The sequence below is a fragment of the Borborobacter arsenicus genome, assembly GCF_003934165.1.
GTDB classification, from domain to species: Bacteria; Pseudomonadota; Alphaproteobacteria; order Rhizobiales; family Rhizobiaceae; genus Pseudaminobacter; species Pseudaminobacter arsenicus.
In genome coordinates, this window is sequence record NZ_RKST01000018.1 from 85,646 (window position 1) to 101,623 (window position 15,978).

15 protein-coding genes, 1 tRNA gene and 1 pseudogene are annotated in these 15,978 nt (G+C 60.2%); 11 read left to right on the forward strand and 6 right to left on the reverse strand.

Annotated elements, in window-relative coordinates; genetic code table 11:
* Positions 1-58: 58 nt before the first annotated feature.
* On the reverse strand, positions 59-1,006 hold the full coding sequence (gene gshB, locus EET67_RS19250; protein WP_128627834.1) for a glutathione synthase: 948 nt from the start codon (positions 1,004-1,006) through the stop codon (positions 59-61).
* Between the two features lie 208 nt (positions 1,007-1,214).
* Here gshB and EET67_RS19255 point away from each other — a divergent pair, with 208 nt between their 5' ends.
* From EET67_RS19255 to EET67_RS19285, 7 genes are all read left to right on the forward strand, one after another.
* Positions 1,215-2,564 (forward strand): putative bifunctional diguanylate cyclase/phosphodiesterase, encoded by a 1,350-nt coding sequence (locus EET67_RS19255; RefSeq protein WP_128627835.1) that lies wholly within the window; start codon positions 1,215-1,217, stop codon positions 2,562-2,564.
* Positions 2,565-2,680: 116 nt separating this feature from the next.
* Positions 2,681-3,151, forward strand: coding sequence for a CAP domain-containing protein (locus tag EET67_RS19260; RefSeq protein ID WP_245451070.1), 471 nt, complete (start codon positions 2,681-2,683; stop codon positions 3,149-3,151).
* An 82-nt stretch (positions 3,152-3,233) separates the two neighbouring features.
* On the forward strand, positions 3,234-3,869 hold the full coding sequence (locus EET67_RS19265; protein ID WP_128627836.1) for an HAD family hydrolase: 636 nt from the start codon (positions 3,234-3,236) through the stop codon (positions 3,867-3,869).
* Between the two features lie 130 nt (positions 3,870-3,999).
* Positions 4,000-4,488 (forward strand): hypothetical protein, encoded by a 489-nt coding sequence (locus EET67_RS19270; RefSeq protein WP_128627837.1) that lies wholly within the window; start codon positions 4,000-4,002, stop codon positions 4,486-4,488.
* 189 nt (positions 4,489-4,677) lie between these two features.
* Positions 4,678-4,932, forward strand: coding sequence for an acyl carrier protein (locus EET67_RS19275; RefSeq protein WP_128627838.1), 255 nt, complete (start codon positions 4,678-4,680; stop codon positions 4,930-4,932).
* Positions 4,932-6,143 carry a beta-ketoacyl-[acyl-carrier-protein] synthase family protein gene (locus tag EET67_RS19280; RefSeq protein ID WP_128627839.1) on the forward strand — a complete coding sequence of 404 codons (1,212 nt, stop codon included), beginning with the start codon at positions 4,932-4,934 and terminating at the stop codon, positions 6,141-6,143. The genes EET67_RS19275 and EET67_RS19280 overlap by 1 nt, the downstream gene beginning before the upstream one ends.
* 120 nt (positions 6,144-6,263) lie before the next feature.
* Positions 6,264-6,968 carry a glutathione S-transferase family protein gene (locus EET67_RS19285; protein WP_128627840.1) on the forward strand — a complete coding sequence of 235 codons (705 nt, stop codon included), beginning with the start codon at positions 6,264-6,266 and terminating at the stop codon, positions 6,966-6,968.
* A 100-nt stretch (positions 6,969-7,068) separates the two neighbouring features.
* On the opposite strand, the gene EET67_RS19290 is transcribed toward EET67_RS19285, so the two are convergent.
* Positions 7,069-7,725, reverse strand: coding sequence for a nucleoside triphosphate hydrolase (locus tag EET67_RS19290; RefSeq protein WP_128627841.1), 657 nt, complete (start codon positions 7,723-7,725; stop codon positions 7,069-7,071).
* Positions 7,726-7,919: 194 nt separating this feature from the next.
* On the opposite strand from EET67_RS19290, the pseudogene EET67_RS19295 reads away from it, so the two are divergent.
* Positions 7,920-8,780 (forward strand): annotated as a pseudogene (locus tag EET67_RS19295) (D-alanyl-D-alanine carboxypeptidase family protein); the annotation flags it as partial.
* Between the two features lie 189 nt (positions 8,781-8,969).
* On the opposite strand, the gene rpsA reads toward EET67_RS19295, so the two are convergent.
* The 3 genes from rpsA to aroA form a co-directional block, all read right to left on the reverse strand.
* On the reverse strand, positions 8,970-10,676 hold the full coding sequence (rpsA, locus tag EET67_RS19300; protein WP_128627842.1) for a 30S ribosomal protein S1: 1,707 nt from the start codon (positions 10,674-10,676) through the stop codon (positions 8,970-8,972).
* A gap of 200 nt (positions 10,677-10,876) precedes the next feature.
* On the reverse strand, positions 10,877-11,530 hold the full coding sequence (gene cmk, locus EET67_RS19305) for a (d)CMP kinase (RefSeq protein ID WP_128627843.1): 654 nt from the start codon (positions 11,528-11,530) through the stop codon (positions 10,877-10,879).
* A 4-nt stretch (positions 11,531-11,534) separates the two neighbouring features.
* Positions 11,535-12,884, reverse strand: a complete 1,350-nt coding sequence (gene aroA, locus EET67_RS19310) for a 3-phosphoshikimate 1-carboxyvinyltransferase (RefSeq protein WP_128627844.1) — start codon at positions 12,882-12,884, stop codon at positions 11,535-11,537.
* A 203-nt stretch (positions 12,885-13,087) separates the two neighbouring features.
* Between aroA and EET67_RS19315 the strand changes: the two genes are divergently transcribed.
* Together EET67_RS19315 and EET67_RS19320 are read left to right on the forward strand one after the other, a co-directional pair.
* Positions 13,088-13,468, forward strand: a complete 381-nt coding sequence (locus EET67_RS19315; RefSeq protein ID WP_128627845.1) for a TIGR02300 family protein — start codon at positions 13,088-13,090, stop codon at positions 13,466-13,468.
* 144 nt (positions 13,469-13,612) lie between these two features.
* Positions 13,613-13,688: transfer RNA gene (locus EET67_RS19320), tRNA-Ala, on the forward strand.
* A gap of 253 nt (positions 13,689-13,941) precedes the next feature.
* On the opposite strand, the gene EET67_RS19325 is transcribed toward EET67_RS19320, so the two are convergent.
* Complete coding sequence (locus tag EET67_RS19325) at positions 13,942-14,730, reverse strand: IclR family transcriptional regulator (protein WP_128627846.1); 789 nt, start codon at positions 14,728-14,730, stop codon at positions 13,942-13,944.
* Positions 14,731-14,959: 229 nt separating this feature from the next.
* On the opposite strand from EET67_RS19325, the gene EET67_RS19330 reads away from it, so the two are divergent.
* Entirely contained in the window at positions 14,960-15,967 is a 1,008-nt protein-coding gene (locus EET67_RS19330) for a TRAP transporter substrate-binding protein (protein ID WP_128627847.1), read from the forward strand.
* Positions 15,968-15,978 lie beyond the last annotated feature (11 nt).

Consider the following 15,978-nt stretch of genomic DNA (forward strand, 5'->3'; position numbering starts at 1 on the left):
GAGATTGCAATCCGGTTGCGGACGGTTGTGGCCCGGAACATTTCAAGGCAAGTGTGCGTCAGCGCGCCCGCCGCTTGTCCTCCACCACGTCCCAGAACAGGGAAGCGATATCCGCGCCACCGAAATTCTTGACCTCGCGAACGCCGGTCGGCGAAGTCACGTTGATCTCGGTCATATAGTCGCCAATGACATCAATCCCGACCAGAATGAAGCCGCGCTCCTTCAGCGACGGGCCGATGCGTGCGCAGATTTCACGCTCGCGCTCGGTCAGTTCGGTTTTTTCCGCACGACCGCCGACATGCATGTTGGAGCGCGAGTCGTGCTCGGCCGGCACGCGGTTGATGGCTCCGACAGCTTCACCATCAATGAGGATGATGCGTTTGTCGCCCTTGCGCACATCCTTTAGATAGCGTTGGACGATAAAGGGCTCGCGGAACATCTGCGCGAACATCTCGAGCAGCGAGGCAAGGTTGCGATCCGCCTCATGCAGATGGAAAATGCCGGCTCCGCCATTGCCGTAGAGCGGCTTGACGATGATGTCGCCATACTCCTTGCGGAACGCATCGACCTCGCGCGGGTCCTTGGTGATCAGCGTTTCCGGCATCAGGTCGGGAAACTCGGTGACGAAAATCTTCTCCGGGCTGTTGCGTACCCAGGCCGGGTCATTCACCACCAGCGTCTTCGGATGGATGCGCTCCAGAATATGCGTGGTGGTGATGTAGTTCATGTCGAAGGGCGGGTCCTGGCGCAACAGCACCACATCCATCTCAGACAGGTCCGTGCGGACCGGCGCACCGAGGCTGAAGTGATTGCCCTTCTCGTCGCGCACCTGCAATTCCTCAATGCGTGCGAATACTTTCCCGCCGACCATCGAGAGGCGGTCAGGCGTATAGTGGAACAGTTTGTGCCCGCGCCGCTGCGCCTCCAGTGCCAGGGCGAAGCTGGTATCGCCGGCGATAGACACCGTGGAGATGTGATCCATCTGGATAGCAATCTTGAGCGGCATGGCTGTCTCCGTCAGGGTATGGCAACAGCGCATGTACAGCTTGGAAAGCGTCCTGCCAATCCGCCTCGTATTTTCCGCATTTCCACGGTGGTTTAAGCTGGCTTCAGAATGCATTGGGCCAGCGGGGCCTACCAAGCTTGTGTGATACCTTTCCTAAACAGTTTGATGCCACTGTCGGCCAGCACATAAGAAGACCGCAGGAAAAAACATGCAGCCGCCGCTCGGCATTGTCCACGCCGCCAAGGAAAATACTGATCTTGCCTTTACCGATTCCTTGACCGGGCTTGGCAATCGTCGGCGTTTCTATGACAAGGTCGATCGTCTGATCAACGGACGGGCCGACGATCCCGCACCCTTTGCCATCGGCATTCTTGATCTCGACGGCTTCAAGCCGATCAATGATCTCTTCGGCCACAAGGCTGGCGATGACATCCTCATACAGGTGGGTATGCGGCTGCGTGCGGCGATGGACGGTCATTCGACGGTCACACGCATCGGCGCAGATGAATTCGCCTTTCTCTACCCGATGGTGTTTTCCGAGGAAGCCGCCACCGAAAAGGCAAAGATGCTGATCGAAATCCTGTCGGCGCCCTATGATGTAGGGGAGAGAACCGCCAGGCTGTCGGCCTCAGTCGGCTGTTCGCTGTTTTACTTCGACGAAGAGACCACCGACATATTGGTCAACAAGGCCGAAACGGCACTTTATCACGCCAAGCGTTCCGGCCGTGGACGCGTCGTTGTCTATACGCATGAAATGGAGGAGGCCGCCAAACGCGTCACGCGCATCGAGCAGGCGTTGCGCCGAGCGGTTTCAGCCGGAGAAGTCGAGCCCCATTTCCAGCCGATCGTGGATCTGAAAACGAGGAAAGTCGTCGGCTTCGAAACATTGGCGCGCTGGACCGACCGCGACCTGGGGGCCGTTCCACCGATGGTGTTCATTCCCATCGCCGAAGAGCGTGGCATCATCGGTCCATTGTCGCAACTGGTGCTGCGCAAGGCGACCGAGGCGGCAAAGAGCTGGCCCAGCGACCTGTTCCTGTCCTTCAACCTGTCGCCCTCCCAACTCGTTGACCAGAATACCGGGCTTCATATCCTGGCCATCCTGGATCGTGCAGGCTTCGATCCACGGCGACTTGAAGTCGAGATCACCGAAACAGGCCTGATGAGCGATCCGGCCTCGGCCGAAAAGATCGTCGACGATCTCAGAAGATGCGGTATTCGCGTTTCGCTTGACGATTTCGGCACCGGGCAATCCTCGTTGGGTCGCCTGCGCGAGTTTCGTTTCGACAAACTCAAGATCGACCGCGCCTTCGTTTCCTCGATTCTCGATGATCGGCCGTCCGAACATATCATCCGGGCAATCCTGGCAATGTGCGAGGGACTGGGCATGGACGTGGTTGCCGAAGGCATCGAGCAGGAGGCGCAGGCCGATCGGTTGGTTACCTTCGGCTGCGGCGGTGGCCAGGGTTTCCTGTTCGGCAGGCCAGCCAATGCCGGCGCTACACTCGGCTATCTGCGCGAGGCCTCGCGCGGCGCCTTGCGCGTCGCCACCGCATAATCCAACAAAAATTTCCGCGCGAGCATATTGTCGACGTCATTGCCGGCAAATGGGGTCGGCTGCGAAAGGCGGAAACTGGCTTTCGCGTTCATTGAAGCAGACGCAGGCGAAGGCCATTGATCCAGAAAATCCTGAAAAGTGCCGCAGCCGGCGCTCTATTGCTCCTGGCTGCTTGCCAGACATCAACCTCACCCGGCCAAGGTGCCGGCGCCTCGGCGGCTGCCGTCGGCCATCTTGCCGAAATCCGGACCACCCACGGCCTCCCCCGGCTCGTGTCCGATCCGCAACTGGAACAGGCTGCGTTGCGGCAGGCAGGCTATATGGCGCGTACGGCGCAGATGAAGCACACGACAGGGTGGGGCAGGAATTTTGCCGCGCGCATGCGCGACGACGGTGTTGAAGGTGCTGCTGCCGAGAACATCGCGCATGGGCGCATGGGTATGGACGAGCTATTCTCCATGTGGATGGCCTCGCAAGGCCACCGCCGCAATATGCTCGATCCGCGATTCAGCCGGTTTGGCCTCGCCTATATGCGCGACGGCAACGGTAGCCAGCAGAGGTACTGGGCGCTGGTGCTCGCCCGCTGAACCGGTCAGGGCGCCTGCCCCCGCCTAGCCAAGGTTTATCTTGCAGCCCAAAGGCGCTATGTCCCCTTGGAAGGAGAACCGGATGACGCCCAAAGCAGTCTATTGGGACATGGACGGCACGCTGATCGACAGCGAGCCTTTGCATGAGCAGGCCATGGCTGCCGTTTTGACCAGCCTCGGCATCACGCCGCCCGCAGACCTGCATGACAGCATCATCGGCATTTCAGCCATGCCGATCTACGAAATGCTGCGCGATACGCTGGGGTTGCGCTTGTCATTCGACGACTGGATCGTCCGCAAATATGTCTACTACATGGAGCATGTCAGCCGCCTGACACCGCGTGCCGGGGCCGTCGAGACCTTTCGTGACCTGCGCGCGCAAGGCGTGCCGCAGGCTGTCGTGTCCAATTCCGATCGGCTGATCGTCGAAGCGAATATGCGGGTGATCGGCATCGACAAGCCCGGCATGAAGTCGGTTACCCGCAATGATGTGCGCCTGGGCAAGCCTGATCCGGAACCATATCTTCGCGCGGCCTGGTTGACCGGTATCGACCCCGCCAAAAGCTTCGTGGTCGAAGACACGATAACCGGTTCGCTTGCTGGTCTCGCCGCCGGGATGCGCACGCTTTTCTGGCCGCAACAGCCGATGGAACCACCAGCCGGCGCCATATTGGTCACCAGCGCCGAGGATCTGAAGCGGCATCTCGGCGTAAACTGACCCAACATCGGCTGCGGCTTAAGATCGGGACAAACCGCCGCGCCGAAGGAACCATTTTGACCCGCGAGTTGTTTTGCCACTTACGCTCCATAAAAGCGGGGCGTGAACCGACATGATAAGGAGAAGTTGAATGAGGGTTATGGTGACGCGCGACGCCTTCTGGTTTCACGCGCTCGCGGTGTTGGCTTTCGTGGTCGCTTCGGCGCCTGACATGACGCTGATGGCGCAGGGCCTGGAGAGCCAGAAGGCCATCGACACCATCATCGGATCGGAGGTGCATGAGGAGGAGGCAAGCGCAAAAGCGGACCCGGACAAGATCATCACCGCCATTGAAAACACCGCTGCCAATACCAGCGAGGTGCGCAAGATTTCCAGCCTCGACAAGGTCGATATCGTCTTCCTGCCGGATGCTGCCGAAAATGGTCTGCCACCGGAAGTGGATGCAAAGGTCAAGGAGCATGAGAAGGCGATAATCGATCTGCGCAAGGAACTGGAAGGCAATGCGATGCTTTTCCATGCCATCAATTCACGTGCCGTGCTGATGCGCGATGTGCTGGCGGTCGAATTCGACAGCTCGAAAAGCGTGATCATTTATGCCACGGCCAAGCCAACCCGTTGATCTAACGTCCCCGCCTTCAAAGGCCGAGCGCCCGACCTTACCTGTATATCGCTTGTTGCCTGATTGATTTTCGGTTCCTATACAGGAAAACACCTCAGTCGCCTGCGTGGGCGCTTGCACTTTCCTTGCGGTCGATCTGTTCCGGGCGCTAGGGGTTGAATTGACGTTTGTGGTCAAGGGAGAGGCGCATTGGCAGATCAGCTTGCTCAGGAAATTATCGACCGGATCAAAGGCCACGCAGAGCCTGAAGGCGGCGAAATCACCCTGGCGACTGAACTCACCTCGCTCGGCATCCATTCGCTCGAGCTGACAGAGATCATCTTCGATCTCGAGGAATCCTATGGCATCGAGATCGAGATGAACACCGTCGAGGCCTGGAGCAACCTGAAGAATGTCGGTGACATGGTGGAAGCCGTGCGCGCCCTGATTGCCAAGAAAGCCTAATGCCGGGCCCGCGCATCGTCATTACCGGCATTGGCGGCCTATGTGCACTCGGAACGGATGTGCCCGCAATCTGGGATTCGATGCGACAAGGCCGATCCGGCATCGGTGAAATCACCACAACACCCCTCTATGAACTCAAGGTCCGCTTCGGCGCGGAAATAAAAGCGCTTCCCGACCATGGCTTAGAACACAAACGGCTGGTCGCAATGGATCGCTTCAGCCTGCTCGCGGTGATCGCGGCGGGCGAAGCGCTGCGGCAATCGGGTCTCAAAGTCGATGACCGCAACACCACCCGGATCGGTGCAGTGGTCGGGACCGGGATTTACGGTGCGATCACCAATGACGAGAGCTATCGCGAGGTTCTGCTCGAGGGTCGGCCACGTGTCGGCATCTTCACGGTGCCGAAGATCATGCCGGGCGCGCCTGCCGGCCAGGTCAGCATGATCTATGGGCTGCGTGGGCCGGTGTTCGGCGTAACCTCTGCCTGTGCGTCTTCAAATCATGCTTTCGCATCGGCTGTCGATCAGCTCCGTCTCGGCCGGGCCGATGTGATGGTTGCCGGCGGCACCGACGCACCGCTAGTCTATGGCGTTCTCAAGGGCTGGGAGGCATTGCGGGCACTGGCGCGCGAGACATGCCGCCCCTTCTCGGCGGATCGGGACGGGCTGGTGATCGGCGAGGGCGCCGGCATGGCCGTTCTGGAAACCTACGAGCATGCCAAGGCGCGCGGCGCCTCCATCCTTGCCGAGATTGCTGGAGCCGGCCTGTCTGGCGATGCAACGGATATTGTAGCCCCCACCGTGGAAGGACCCGCATCCGCCATGCAGGCCTGCCTGGCGGATGCGGGGCTGCAGCCGGAGGACATCGACTATATCAACGCCCACGGCACGGGCACTAAAGCCAATGACGAAATCGAAACGGCTGCAATCAGGCGCGTATTCGGGACCCACGCCGACCGGCTGTCCGTATCGTCGACCAAATCCATGCATGCCCATTGCATGGGCGCATCCGGCGGGCTGGAGATGCTCGCCTGCATCCTGGCCATCCGCGAAGGCATCATCCCTCCCACCGCCAATTATCGCGAAAAGGATGGAGCCTGCGATCTCGACGTCACGCCGAATGTCGCAAGGCAGCGGGAAGTGAGGGCCGCAATCAGCAACGGATTCGCCTTTGGCGGAACCAACGCCGTCATTGCATTCAAATCCGCATAGCCCGCTTTTCCGGCACCATTCGCACAGGTTGCGCATGGCTCCAGTGGTGATACGGTCTGCAGATCGAATCTGCGCTGTCTTCTCCTGGCATTGCGCCAACATCCACCATCGAGGCTGTCCATGACCGATCTCTCCGGCTTTCCCATTGCCGCGCGCTGGCCGGCGCAGCATCCCGATCGAATCCAGCTCTACTCCTATCCGACGCCGAACGGCGTCAAGGTGTCGATTGCGCTTGAAGAGCTGGGCCTTGCCTATGAAGCGCATGCGGTCAATATCGGCAAGGATGAAAGCTGGACGCCCGAGTTCCTGTCGCTCAATCCGAACGGGAAGATACCAGCGATCATTGATCCCAAGGGTCCCGGCGGCAAACCGCTCGGGCTTTTCGAATCAGGCGCAATCCTGCTTTATCTGGCTGAAAAGACCGGGCGACTCATCCCTACCGACGAGGCACTGCGCTACGAGACCATCCAATGGGTGTTTTTCCAGATGGCCGGGATCGGGCCGATATTCGGGCAGCTCGGCTTCTTCCATAAATTCGCTGGCCGGGCGATCGAGGACAAGCGCCCGCTGGAACGCTATCGCGACGAATCCCGGCGGCTGATCGGCGTTCTGGACGGCCGGCTTTCCGGGCGCAAATGGGTCATGGGCAATGACTATACCATTGCCGATATTTCGATGCTCGGCTGGGTCCGCAACCTGATCGGTTTCTATGAAGCGCGCGAATTGGTCGGGTTCGACGATTTCGCCAATGTCGCCGCGTGGCTCGAGCGCGGTCTCGCCCGCCCTGCCGTGCAGAAAGGTCTGGAAATCCCGGCGCGAAATTAGAGCATGTCTCCCGAAAGTGGGAACCGGTTTCGGGATAAAGACATGCGCAAAAACAAAGGCCTAAAGCGGGACAAGCGAATCTGAAAGATCGCGACGCGCTTTAGGCAGACGCCGGCTTATAGCCCTCGCCGGTGCCGGCCGATGGCTCGGACAGCACCAGATCGGCCCGCCTCAATCGAGCCAGAATGCGCTCGGCGTTGGGCAGATCGTTGGATGCAACCCAGGCCCGCGCCTCCTCGTCGGGTCTGCCCTGCTCCCGCCAGCGCATCATCAGCCGCCGTTCGAGTTCCGCTCGCGGCACGTCGAGGAAGATGCTGAAATCGAAAAGCGGCGCCAGATCATTCCAGGGCGCCTCATCGAGCAGCAGGTAATTTCCTTCCACCAGCACGAATTTGATGTCCGCGCCGATGATGCGTGCACCGGCACGCGAAAGCTCCATGTCGCGGTCGAATACCGGAATGGCGATATCGGGCTCGGCCGCGCGGATACGGCGAAGCAGGGCTGCGAAACCCGCATAGTCGAATGTTTCCGGCGCGCCTTTGCGCGAACGCAGGCCCCGCTGATGAAGGATGGCATCGTCGAAATGGAAGCCGTCCATCTGCACCACGACGGCAGAACCCTCGGGCAGCAGATCATGCAGCTTCTCTGCAAGGGTGGATTTGCCCGCAGCTGGCGCCCCGGCAATGGCGACGACGAAGCGCGGCATTCGCGCAGCGTGCCTGAAAATCGAGGCGGCAATGGTCGCGATCTCTGACATCACTGTCTCATCCGATATCGACATGTGTATTTTGTGGCCAGCGTGGAAAAAATTCAAATCCTGACGAAGGCCAACCAAGGCGAACTGCTGAACAGAGGCATGGTTTGCTTAACGGGCCGGAAACCGGATTGCGATAAGTTGATCGAAGCTGTAACGCGTGGGCTACGCCTGCATCGCATCGCTCGGATAACCTCTTGCACCTCGCATCATCCCACATCGCAGCGCCCTTTCGCAAAGCCGCGGCCCTCCTCCTGCTTATCGGCATGATTGCCGGCTGCTCCACAACATCCACGCTGGATTCGGTTCAGGCACCGCAAGCGGTGCCAAGCAAATATGCCGCGATCGTCGTCGATGCGAATAGCGGCAAGGTGCTTTTCGAGGAGAATGCCGAAGCAGCGCGCTACCCGGCCTCGCTCACCAAAATGATGACGCTCTACATGCTTTTCGAGGCAATCGAGCAAGGTCGCCTGAGCCCGTCATCGTCGATACCGGTATCGGCCTATGCAGCCTCGCGACCGCCAAGCAGGTTAGGCTTCAAGCCTGGGCAGTCGGTCGATGTCGATACTGCGATCAGCGCGCTGGCGACAAAGTCGGCCAATGACGTCGCTGCAGCGGTCGGCGAGTTTCTCGCCGGCTCCGAGGAACAGTTTGCCCAGATGATGACGGCGAAGGGGCGCCAACTGGGAATGCGGCACACAGTGTTTCGAAACGCTTCCGGCCTGCCGGATGCCGGCCAGCAAACCACCGCGCGCGACATGGCTCTGCTCGGCATAGCGCTGAGAAAGCGCTTTCCGCACTATTACGCCTATTTCTCCAAACAGGCCTTCAGTTTCAACGGCAAGACGATCCGCGGGCACAATCGGCTGCTTGGCCGTGTCGAAGGCGTGGATGGCATCAAGACCGGCTATATCCGTGCGTCCGGCTTCAATATCGTTACCTCGGTCAACAGGGACGGGCGCTGGCTGGTGCTCACCATCATGGGCGGGAACACCGCAGCAACCCGCGATGCACATGTCCGGGAACTCATCGAGCGCTATCTTCCACGCGCGACACGCGCATCGGCAACGGTCGCCGTAGCAGGATAAAGAAAGCGGCACAGCCGCGTCCGGCCGCGATCACAGGCAACACCGCTTTCGGCAAGACAAGACCGTGCCTCCGGCCACGGGCAATTCCGTCTGACAATCACCCAACAAAAAACCCGCCGGATCGCTCCGGCGGGTTTTTTGATCAGCAGCTAAGGATGATCAGTCGTCCTTGTTGCCGCGGTTCTTCAGGGCTGCGCCGAGGATGTCGCCCAGCGAAGCACCGGAGTCGGTCGAGCCGTACTGCGCAACCGCTTCCTTTTCCTCGGCGATTTCCAGCGCCTTGATCGAGACCTGCAGCTTGCGGGTCTTCTTGTCGAAGGCGATGACACGAGCGTCGACCTTCTGACCGACGGTAAAGCGCTCGGGGCGCTGCTCGTCACGATCGCGCGACAGGTCGGAGCGCTTGATGAAGGTCTCGATGTCGTGGTCGACGAGCCGGACTTCCAGGCCGCCATCCTTGACGCCGGTGACCTCGCAGGTCACGACTGCGTTCTTGCGCAGTTCGCCCGAAGCGGCAGCCTCGCCGACAGTGTCGCGTGCAAGCTGCTTGATGCCGAGCGAGATGCGCTCCTTCTCCTGGTCGACGTCGAGCACCTGCGCCTTGACGATGTCGCCGCGATTGTACTCTTCGATGACCTGCTCGCCCGGACGGGTCCAGTCGAGGTCGGAAAGGTGGACCATGCCGTCCACATCCCCTTCCAGGCCGATGAACAGGCCGAACTCGGTCTTGTTCTTGACTTCGCCCTCGACGATAGCGCCGACCGGATGGTTGCGTGCGAACGCTTCCCACGGATTTTCCAGCGTCTGCTTGAGGCCAAGCGAGATGCGGCGCTTGGAGGGATCGACCTCGAGCACGACGACATCGACTTCCTGCGTGGTCGACAGGATTTTGCCGGGATGGACATTCTTCTTCGTCCACGACATTTCGGACACGTGGATCAGGCCCTCGATGCCCGGCTCCAGCTCAACAAACGCACCATAGTCAGTGATGTTGGTGACCGTTCCGGTGATCTTCTTGCCGATCGGGAACTTGGTGCCGATATCGCTCCACGGATCGCTCTCGAGCTGCTTCATGCCGAGCGAGATGCGGTGGGTTTCCTGGTTGATGCGGATGATCTGCACCTTGACCGTCTGGCCGATCGACAGGATCTCGGTCGGATGGTTGACGCGACGCCATGCCATGTCGGTGACATGCAGCAGGCCGTCGATGCCACCGAGGTCGACGAACGCACCGTAATCGGTGATGTTCTTGACGACACCCTCGACCACCTGGCCCTCTTCGAGGTTCTGGACGATCTCCGAACGCTGCTCGGCGCGGCTTTCTTCAAGCACGGTGCGGCGCGAGACAACGATGTTGCCGCGGCGGCGATCCATCTTGAGGATCTCGAAGGGCTGCGGGTTGTGCATCAGGGGCGTGACGTCGCGGATCGGACGGATATCGACCTGCGAACGCGGCAGGAAGGCCACGGCACCGTCGAGATCGACCGTGAAGCCGCCCTTGACCTGGTTGAAAATGACGCCTTCGACGCGCTCACCCTTGTTGAACTTCTCTTCGAGCTTGACCCAGCTCTCCTCGCGGCGGGCCTTGTCGCGCGACAGCATGGCTTCGCCCAGCGCATTCTCGATGCGCTCGACATAAACCTCGACGGTGTCGCCGACCTTGAGCTGGCCGTCCTTGGCCTTGGCGCCGAATTCCTTCAGCGGCACGCGGCCTTCGACCTTGAGGCCGACATCGATGATGGCCATGTCTTTTTCGATGGCCGTAATGGTGCCGCGAACAACCTGGCCTTCACCCGAATTACCGTCGGAAAAAGACTCTTCGAGCAGGCTGGCGAAATCTTCGCGGGTAGGATTGGAAACTGACATTGGTTCTCCTGGGGCCCCGGACATGCTGTCTTGCGGAGCTGGCGCCGTCGGTTAGCGTTGCGTTGACCTGACCGGCATTCCGGGCGGAAGCCCTGGGTGCCGCTTTTCGCGGCTGTTCGGCGCATGAGAATGCTGGCAGGCGGATTACGTATCGGATCAGGGCCTCATGCCTTACAGCAAGGCGGCGAAAAGCACCCGGATCAAATTTTGCCCCTCGTGGCCATGACGTCGTCCACAATTGTCCTAGCCGCGAGAAACGCGGCTTCTATATCCATTTCCGACGTATCGAGCAAGTGCGCGTCGACGGCAGGCTTCAGGGGCGAATCGGCGCGACCCGTGTCACGCTCGTCGCGGCGGCGAATGTCGGCGAGGATCTCGCCCAGATCGGCCTGCCCGCCATTGGCCTCGATCTCGTCATGGCGTCGTTTTGCCCGGACCTCCGCACTGGCGGTGACATAGAGCTTCACATCCGCATTCGGGCAGACGACCGTGCCGATGTCGCGTCCATCCAGCACCGCACCTCCTGGCGTATTGGCGAATGCGCGCTGCTTTTCGACAAGGATTCGGCGCACCTCGGGGATAACCGCGACTTTCGACGCCGCCTCGCCTACTGCATGCGCTGCAAGCGTCGAACGGTCTAGATTGCCGAGATCGACGAGCCGAGCCGCCTCGACCGCATGCGCGGTATCGTCCAAGGGCCAGCCCCTGGCAAGCAGGAGATGCGCTACAGCCCGATAGGTCAGGCCGGTGTCGAGATGCGCCAGATGATAATAGTCGGCCAATCTGCGCGCCAGCGTGCCCTTGCCGGACGCCGCAGGGCCGTCTATTGCGATAACCAGAGGCGTATTGGACATCAGGTCACACAGCCGTCTCGATCTTTGCGCCAAGCCCCGCCATCAGCCCCATGAATTCTGGAAAGCTAGTGGCGATCATGTTGGCGTCATCGACCGTCACAGGCTTTTCAGCGGCAAGCCCCATGACCAGGAAGCTCATGGCGATGCGATGGTCGAGATGCGTCTTGACCGTACCGCCGCCCAGGCCCTTGCCTCCCGGTCGGCCGCGCACGGCCAGCGAGGCTTCGCCCTCGTCGCAATCAACGCCATTGCTCTTCAACCCCTCGGCAACCGCAGCAAGCCGGTCGGATTCCTTCACGCGCAGTTCCTCCAGACCCGGCATGCGCGTCTCGCCTTGGGCAAAGGCGGCGGCGACCGCCAGTACCGGATATTCATCGATCATCGAAGGCGCGCGTTCCGCGGGAACGGTCATGCCCTTCAGTTCGGATGAGCGCACCCTCAGATCAGCCACGTCCTCGCCACCGGCCGAGCGCCGATTGACCAGTTCGATCGAAGCGCCCATTTCCAGCAACGTAGAGATGAGGCCGGTGCGGGTGGGGTTCATCAGCACATTCTCAATGGTGATGTCCGAGCCCGGCACGATCAGTGCGGCGACCAGTGGGAAAGCCGCCGAGGACGGATCGCCCGGCACGGCGATCACCTGGCCGACGAGCTTACCCTGCCCTTCGATGCGGATATGGCGGACACCTTCCTTGTCAGTCTCGACTTCCAGATCGGCGCCAAAACCCTGGAGCATCTTTTCGGTGTGGTCGCGCGTCATCACCGGCTCGATCACCGTGGTGATGCCAGGCGTATTGAGGCCAGCGAGCAGGACGGCGGACTTGACCTGCGCTGAGGCCATCGGCACGCGGTAGCTGATCGGTGCGGCGTGCTTGGGTCCGCGCAGCGTCAGCGGCATGCGGTCGCCGGGCGAAGCCTTCAACACCTGCACGCCCATTTCGCGCAGCGGATCGAGCACACGCGCCATCGGCCGGCTGGAGAGCGAGGGATCGCCGATGAAGGTGGTCTCCATGTCGTAGGTGCCGACAAGACCCATGGTCAGGCGCGAACCGGTGCCGGCATTGCCAAAGTCGAGCGCTGCTACGGGCTCCAGCAGGCACCCATTGCCGGTGCCCTGGATGATCCATTCGTCGCCATGCTTTTCGATATAGGCGCCCATTACCTTCATGGCTTCGCCGGTGCGAAGCACGTCCTCGCCTTCGAGCAGGCCGGTGATGCGCGTTTCGCCTGAGGCAAGTCCGCCGAACATGAAGGCGCGATGCGAGATCGACTTGTCGCCCGGCATCGCCACCGTGCCGGACAAGCCTTGCGATTTGCGCCCGATGGCGGGCTGCGGAACTGCTTCATGCGACATGACTGGCCTCTTGCGGACAACGGCAATATGTGCGTTTTCCTGACGCGGTGGCGGTCTCCTAGCATGAGAGGAAGGTCGGGTCATCCCCTGCACGACGGCCGTGTTACACTGGACTTTGTCGCTGTCGAAATTGCTGGCTTTTAGCTTTGACAGCGCTTCAAACTGTGGTTATGGGGACCAAACTTTTCAGACGAGGCTTGACGGTGGCAAAATCCGAACTTGGCACGAAGCGCATCGATCCCGAGACCGGGCGCAAATTCTACGATCTCAACAAGGATCCGATCGTCTCTCCCTACACGGGAAAGTCGTATCCGCGCTCCTATTTTGAATCGACCAGCATGAAGCCTTCCGACGAGGAAGATGAAGTCGACGAAAAAGAGGTCGATGCCGAGGACGAAGATACCGAAATCGTTTCGCTCGAGGACGCCGACGACGAGGCAAAGGTCGACGACGCTATCGAGATCGAGGACGAAGAAGATGTCGATCTCGGCGACGATGACGACGACACCTTCCTCGAAGACGAGGAAGAGGATGACGACGACGTTTCTGGCATAATCGGCGTCGGCGACGACGACGAAATGTAAAATTCAGGTGCCTGTGTCGCAGCTGATGAAAAAGACGCGACACAGGCTTGATCTTAGTCCAAGGCGGGGTTAGAAGCCGCCTTCGACACCGGTGGTGAAGACACCGGAACCCGCCGGAAACGGCGCCCGGCCTTTGCCGGATGTGGGGCCATAGCTCAGCTGGGAGAGCGCTTGCATGGCATGCAAGAGGTCAGCGGTTCGATCCCGCTTGGCTCCACCAACGCCCTAACACGGCGCTGATTTCGTCATAGCTCATTTGATTTCGAAGTATTGGTTGCGAATGTGGTACATGTCGCAGTCGAGGGCATCCGCAGACGGGATGAGCCTGCAGGCCGGATGCCTGGAGCAGCTTTCCACATCCGGTTATAAATCGCAGCCTCGGCGCTGCTCCCGGCTCGATGAATCGCTGGTGACGGCGATCCATCGGACGTTTCGGAGTTGCGCAAAATTCTCCGGAGCTTGCAGCGCTCGGATCAGAGCAAAACCGAATCAGCGCTTCGGTACGGCAATCCATTGCCCATCGCCTTCGATATGTCCGAGGCAAGATTGAGGATGGTCTCGACCATCGCCGGCTCGACCGTACTTGGCAGATGCTGGATCGAGCCGACCAGCCCGACGCTGGCGACAAGCTTGTCCATATAGTCATAGACCGGCGCTGCGATCGTATTAACGCCAAGCAGTGTCTGTTCCGGTGCGGTGGCGTAGCCGCGCTTTCTGATCTCGCCGATCTCGTCCATCAACACCTCCAGCGAGGTGATCGTATGCGACGTCAAAGGCTGCAATTCCTTTCGGGCGAGGTGATCCGACATGGATTTGGGACCGTAGGCGAGAAAGATCTTCCCCTGCGCCGAGGCATGAAGTTCCAACTCGCTTCCCGGCCGCACGCCGATCTCGATCGATCCGGTTCCTGTAAACGTCGCCAGAACGAACACGCCCTTCGGGGTTGGCGTGGAGAGGACAACTGCCAGGCCGGTGGCGCTACGGGCATCGCGCATCAGGGGCTCGGCGATAGCGGCGATATCATCCACCGCCGGCGCGAGCTTGGAGAGCAGCCAGGCCTTTGGCCCGAGCTTGTAGCGCAGTGAAACCGCATCCTGAACCAGATAGCCGCGCTCGACCAATGTCTGGGTATGCTTGAACACTGCGCTCTTGGCGATGCCCACAATGGCGGCGATCTGCGAACCTCCCAACGGCTCGGGCGAGAACGCAACCGTTTCCAATATGGCAAGCGAAAGATCGGCGGCTTTGACCCCCTCGGACATTTTCACGCGACTCCGTTTATGTTTTTCGGCCAAATCGTTCTCCACCAGAATACGCTTAACTCTTTAAATCAACGATTATTTTGCTGCTGCCCCTCCTTAAACATCGGCACGCAAGCGGTTTTCCGTGCCATTTCGTGGCAGTGCGCAGCCCTAAAATAGCCTTGACAGTCGTTTCGATCAATGTTTTTTTGAGAACGACGTTCATCATACGAGAACAGGAGGAAAAACCGTGAACCTGATAAAGTCCCTCTCCATCGCCGCAATTTTGGCCGCAGGCCTCGTCACCAACGCCTCCGCCAAGGACGTGACGCTGCGGCTTGGCCATGCCGTTTTCGAGCAGCATCCGATCCATGACACCGCCGTCCGCTTCAAGGAGGCGGTCGAGCGCCTCTCCAACGGAAGCGTCAAGATCGAGATCTTCCCCTCTCGCCAGCTGGGCGACGTCAAGGAACTGATGGAGGGCGTTCAGTTCGGCACGGTGGACATGACCGTCAATTCCTCCTCGGCATTGGCCACGATCGAGCCGTCGATCGATGCATTCCAGCTGCCCTATGTGATTGGCAGCTACGAGGAATTCGCCCAGCTTGCGGTTTCGCCGGCGGCCAAGGCCATCATGTCCAGACTGGACAATCACGGCATGGTCGCACTGGGCCTCTATGAAGGCGGCCAGCGCCACTTCCTTACCGTCAAGCAGCCGGTCACGGCGTTCGAAGGTTTCCACGGGCTGAAGACCCGTGTCGCTCCGGTCAAGATGTTCCTCGATGTCTGGCAGGCCGTGGGCGTCAACCCGACCCCTATGGCATATGGCGAAGTCTATACGGCACTGGAGACAGGCACGCTCGACGCAGTCGAGATCAACCTCACCTCGATCGAGAGTGAGAAGTATTACGAGATCGCCAAGCAGGTCACGCTCACCGGCCACTATTTCTGGCCGAGCTTCCTGTTGATCAACAAGATGAAGCTCGATGGCCTGGCGCCTGAGCAGCAGGCGGCAATCCGCCAGGCTGCAGACGAGATCGTCAAGCCACAGGTAATGGCGGTCGCCGAGCTCGACCAGAAGATCATCACTCAATTGAAGGAGCGCGGCGCCACCATCATCGAGCCGGATGAGGCGTTCAGGAAAGCCCTGACCGATGCCGTAAAGCCCGTCGTCGAGAACTATGCCTCGCAAAACCCGCTCATCGCCGATTTCGTCAAGGCCGGTGAAGAGCTGCGCGCGGGCCAGCAGGCGAACTGACTGGGCAGCGT